This window comes from Xanthomonas sp. LF07-6, from assembly GCF_034105445.1.
Lineage (GTDB): Bacteria > Pseudomonadota > Gammaproteobacteria > Xanthomonadales > Xanthomonadaceae > Xanthomonas_A > Xanthomonas_A sontii.
Window position 1 is genome coordinate 1 of the sequence record NZ_JAXGGI010000030.1, and the last position, 5665, is coordinate 5665.

The following is a 5665-nucleotide window of genomic DNA, read 5'->3' on the forward strand; positions in this document are numbered from 1 at the left end:
CTGCATGATCGCGACAACGAAGAAACCGGGAAAGCAACTGGCGACGGAGCAGGAGAACACCATGGAGGAATTCGACGTATGAGCGCCACCGAATTGCTGGATATGTTGCGCACCCGCAACATCGAATTGCGCGCCAATGGCGAAAACCTCAAGGTGATCGGACCGACAGGTTCACTGACCGATGAGTTACGCGATCTTGTCCGCAATAACAAGGCGGCGTTGCTGGCCGAGCTGGTGCAGACGGAGTCGGCAACCCAGGGCGAGATGCCAGTCCACGCCAAGGCCGGGCGCAGCCCGTTGTCTTTCGCCCAGCGTCGGCTTTGGTTCTTGCAACAACTCGAGGGCGGCAATCTCTACAACATCGGCGGCAATTTCTCGGTACGGGGCGGGCTGGATCTGGAAGCGCTGCAGCGTGCATTGAACGCGATTCTCGCGCGGCACACCGTGTTGCGCACCGTCTATGGTCAGGAGAACGGCGAGCCTTATCAGGTGCTGAGATCCGAAGGTACGTTGCAGATCGAGCGCTTCGTCCTGCACGGCGATGCCGCCGAAAAGGAGCTGCAGTGGCGGCGCAACTGCGAAGAGTATGCCGAGCGCCCATTCCGCCTGGACCGGGATCTCATGTTGCGGGTAGGTGTGGTCGACTGTGGAGCCGACGAACAGCGATTGATGATTCATATGCACCATATCGCTTCCGATGGCTGGTCGCTGTCCATCTTCATCAAGGAGCTCAACCACTTCTACAAGGTATTCAGTGAAGGCGGCGACGCCACAACGATGACGCTGGAACCGCTGCCGATGCAGTACGCCGACTTTGCGCGTCGCCAGGACGGCGCGTTCCGGCGCGGCGACATGAGCAGGGGCTGCGCGTTCTGGAAGGACTACCTGAAAGACCTGCCGGAAGTGCACGGTCTGCCGTTGGATGCGTCGCGCCCTGCGCAACAAAGCTATCGGGGCGGCACCGTGAACAGCCGGCTGCAGGCCGATGTCGCACAGCGACTTGGATACCTGACCCGATCGCTCGGCGCGACCTTGTTCATGGCGCTGCACTCGGCGTTCAGTCTGCTCCTGTCGCGCTACAGCGGCGAAGACGACATCGTGATCGGCACTCCGATCGCCGGCAGGGACGATTTCAGCCAGGAGAACCTGATCGGCTGCTTCGTCAATACGCTGGTATTGCGCGCCCGCGTGGACAGCGCACAATCCTTCGAGCAATTGCTGCGCCATTGCCGTGCGCAGCTGCTCGATGCGTACCAGTACCAGGCGGTTCCTTTCGAGTATCTGGTCGAGCAGCTGAAGCCAAGCCGTAGCTTGCAGTACAACCCGCTGTTCCAGATCATGTTCGCCTTGCACAACCAGGAGCGTACCGGCTTCTCCCTCGGCAAGGCTCGGTTTGCTTCAATCCCGCAAGAATCCGCAGTGACCAGCAAGTTCGACCTGTCGCTGGACGCGGTCGAACGCGCCGACGGCATCGATCTGGTCTGGCGCTATGCGAGTGATCTGTTCCAGGCAGAAAGCATCGCGCGCATGGATCGCTGTTTCCGGCATCTGCTAGCGGAAATCGTGGCCAATCCCGCGCTACCGATGAACCGGCTTTCGGTCGTCGCGGAGGAAGACCGTCAAGGCCTGCCGGACCTGAAGGCGACCGCGGCTGTGAAGCTACCGGCCAACCTGTCCGACCTTTTCCAGCGCCAGGCAACCGCATTTCCGACACGTACCGCGATGGTGACGCCCGATGCGTCGTGGAGTTACGGCGAATTGTCGCTGGCGGCCGACCAGGTTGCCGCGGGCCTGCAGGCCGCAGGGGTAGGGATCGGCGATCGCATCGGCGTGCACCTGGATTCTTCGGCAGGGCTGGTCATCGTGACGCTGGCGCTTTTCAAGCTCGGCGCGGTCTACGTTCCGCTGGATCCGGACTATCCGCTTTCCCGGCTGCGCTACATGGTCGAGGACAGCGGCGCGCGACTGATCGTCGGCAGCCGCTCCAACCCTGCCCGCAGTGACGAACTTGGCGCGCATGCGATTGCCTGGGAGGACCTGGCAGCGACTGCGCTGTCCGCTACGGATGGAACGACCTCGCAGCCGGATCACGCTACGCTGGCATACGTGATCTACACCTCCGGTTCCAGCGGCCAGCCGAAGGGCGTGATGGTGAGCCACGGCAACCTGCTGTCCTACCATGCGTCGGTGCAGGCGATCTACGCCATGGACGCCGGCGACCGGGTTCTGCAGCGTGCCTCGCCGTCCTTCGACATCTTCATCGAAGAACTGGTCATCTCCCTGTACAGCGGTGCGACCTTGTGTGTCGGCAGCCGCGGTCGGCAGGCCGGTCGTTCGTTCTGGGAGGATGTCGCTGCGCAGGACATCACCGTCGTCTCGTTGCCGACCGCCTACTGGCATCTGTTGTGCAGCGAGTTGAGCGAGGGCGGCAACCAGCCAACGATCGCCGGGTCGCTGCGCCTGGTGATCGCCGGCGGCGAAAAGATGTCGGTTGAAATGCTGCGCCAATGGCGCCGGATTCCAGGGCTGGCCGGCGTTCGCGTAATCAACACCTACGGTCCCACCGAAGCGACGGTGATCGCCACCAGCTTCGACACCGCCGGCCATGATGCGGATGCCGGCGACATTCCGATCGGCGTTGCGCTGGCGAACAGCCACTGCATGATCCTTGATCGATGCGGCGAACCCGTCGCGCCCGGCGCCGTCGGCGAGCTCGTGATCGCCGGCAGTTCCGTCGCGCAGGGGTACCTGGGCAAGCACGAGCAGACAGAGGACGCATTCGGCTCCATCGTCGATGCGCAGGGCCTGGCCCATCGCAGCTATCGCACCGGCGATCTGGTCCGCCTGGGCGCTGACGGGCAGTTGCGTTTCATCGGCCGCAGCGATGACCAGATCAAGATCTCCGGGTTCCGGGTTGCTACCGGCGAGATCGAGCGACAGATACTCAAGGTGCCGGGCTTGGCCATGGCGCGGGTACTGCTGGACGGCAGCGGCGCGGAAGCGCGACTGGTCGCGGCATTGGTGCCTGAGTCCTCCGCGTTCGGCGCTGGTGCGCACGTGCTGATCGACCTCGTGCACCGCCAGATCAGGGCGGCATTGCCGGCATATATGTGCCCTTCGGCCTACGCCGTCATGGAAGCGCTGCCGTTGACCGCCAACGGCAAGATCGCCACGGACCAACTGCTTGCCCATCCCTTCCAGCCGGTCTGCGCGACGTCGGCCGCTGAATTGGAGACAGGCACCGAGAAGACGTTGGCATCGCTGTGGGCAAAGCGCCTGCGGGTCGAGCCGGCGACGATCGGACGCGACACCAGCTTTTTCGAGATCGGTGGCCACTCGCTGCTGGCGATCCGCCTTCTCAACGACATCCAACGCACGTTCCACAAGCGTTTCAGTATCCGTCAACTGTTCGAAACGCCCGTCCTGTCGGATCTGGCGCGGAAGATCGACGAGCATGCGCCGGACCTCGGCGGCCAGATCGAATCCGATGCCGACGCCGGTGTTCGCGCCCCGGCATCCTTCGCGCAGAAGCAACTGTGGTATCTGGAGCAGATCGGCGCCGCGGCTGGCGCATACAACATCACCGGACTCCGCCGCTTCCAGGGCGAGCTGGACCTGCGCTTGGCGGAACAGGCGCTGTCTTGGCTCGTGGCGCGTCATGGCGCACTGCGTACCCGTTTCGAGGAGCACGGCGACGAGCTATGGCAATCGGTCGACGACGCGGCCGCGCTGCGCATGGACGTGATCGATGCATTCTCCGTGCCCTCCACCTTGCGCAAGACGCTGATCCATCAGGAGGTACAGGCGCGGGCGCGCCGGCCTTTCGACCTGCGCTCGGGGTTGCTGCTGCGCGTCGCGGCCATCGTCGAGGAACAAGCAACGTCGCTGGCCTGGGGAGTCCATCACATCGCAGCCGATGGCTGGAGCGTCGATCTGTTCTGGCGCGAATTCGACCAGGCCTATGCCCGGTTGGCTGCCGGTGCAGGTCTGCCCGAGCTGGCGCGGCCTCTGCAATACATCGATTACTCGCGTTGGCAGTCCCGGCAACTGCAACAGGGCGCTTGGCAGGGGTCCATCGATTACTGGAAGCGCCAGTTGCAAGATTTGCCATTGCTGCACGAGCTGCACACCGACATGCCCAGGCCGGAACTACAGCGATTCGATGGCGCCAGCTATGTCTGGCCGCTTTCCGAACATTGCCGCAAGGGACTGGAAGCGCTGGCCTCGCGCACGGAAACCTCGCTGTTCATGCTGTTCCACGCCGCATTCGCGCTGCTGCTCGCGCGGCGCACCGGTGCCACCGATATCGCGATCGGCACCCCGGCCTCGAACCGGCATCGCCCCGAGGCAGCCGATACCATCGGCCTGCTGGCGAACCTGGTGGTATTGCGCGCCGAGGTGGATGGCGGACAGCCGTTCCTGTCCTTCCTGCAGCATGTCAAGCAGGTGAACATCGATGCGCTGGAGCACCAGGACATCCCGTTCCAGTGCCTGGTGGAGGTGCTCAACCCCGAACGCAACGCGGCCTTCAACCCCTTGGTGCAGATCGTCATCGGCATCGACCAGGATGACTCGCTCCAGCCACCTTCAGAGCCACGCCTGTCCGAGGAGGAAGTGGCCAAGTTCGATCTCAGCCTCAACATCGCTGCCGGCAACGGCGGAACCGCTGTCGAGCTCAACTACGACCGGTCGCTGTATAGCCCACGCACCGTTATCGGCTTGGCCGAGCAATTGACCGCGTTGCTGGACGACATCGTGGCGAGACCGGAGGTGGCCGTCGGCGAGCTCGCCCTGCTCGGGGCCGATGAACAAGCAAGGCTGTTACGGCACGCGTCGCGAGCCAGTTACCCCGGTAGCGAAGCTGGCGATCTGCTATATGTTCTGGACGCACAGGGACGACTGGCTCCCTACGGCTTCGAAGGTGAACTGCATCTGGGCGGTCCACGTGCGCGGGCAGCCATCGAGCAGGGTTCGTTCCAGCCGGCAATCTCGGACGCGTCCGTCGGCCCCTTGTTGCCGACCGGGAAATGGGCCAGGTTCGATCACGAAGGACAATTGGTGGCGTCGAACATCGCCAGCCAGCGATACTGGTCCGGCCTGCTCCGCGGTGCCGCCCCGCGCCATGGCCTGCCGATCCTGGAAGCAGGACTGCAACAGCATGTCAGGGAGGGAGCCGTTTGGACCTGGGAGCTTCCCAGCGACGTCGTCCGGCAACTGGATGCGCTCGCCGGGCGCCGGCAGGGCGGCATCCCGCTGCTGATGGCCGCGGGTCTGGGCATCGCGATGTCGCGTTACAGCGGCGACATGGAGACGGTGCTGGCCGTGCGCGAGCCGACGAACACGCCCGTCGGTCTCGAGCAACTGCTCGCGCGTACCGCGTATGGACTGCTGCGGCCGGCGTGCACCGCGACGCTCGAGGTCGATGCCTACCTTTCCGCGCTGGACCAGCAGTGGACAGGGAGCTGGCGCCATCGTGACGGACGCGATGCGGTGCTGGCCGGCCGGACGACGCAGGACGCGCCGTTCAATCCCGTCGCCCAGATCCTGCTGGCAATGCATGCGGCACCGCTGGCAACGGATGGCGGGACGCTATCGGGCATGGACATGGTGCTGTCGGTGATACCGGATGGCCAGCAGCTCGGACTTGCGATCGGCTACCGAGCAG

At 64.2% G+C, this 5665-nt stretch carries 1 protein-coding gene; it reads left to right on the forward strand.

Translation table 11 applies throughout. The features are described 5' to 3' along the window. Positions 1-78: 78 nt before the first annotated feature. The coding region (locus tag SLW56_RS20735) for a non-ribosomal peptide synthetase (protein ID WP_320695401.1) at positions 79-5665 on the forward strand (5587 nt) is incomplete at its 3' end.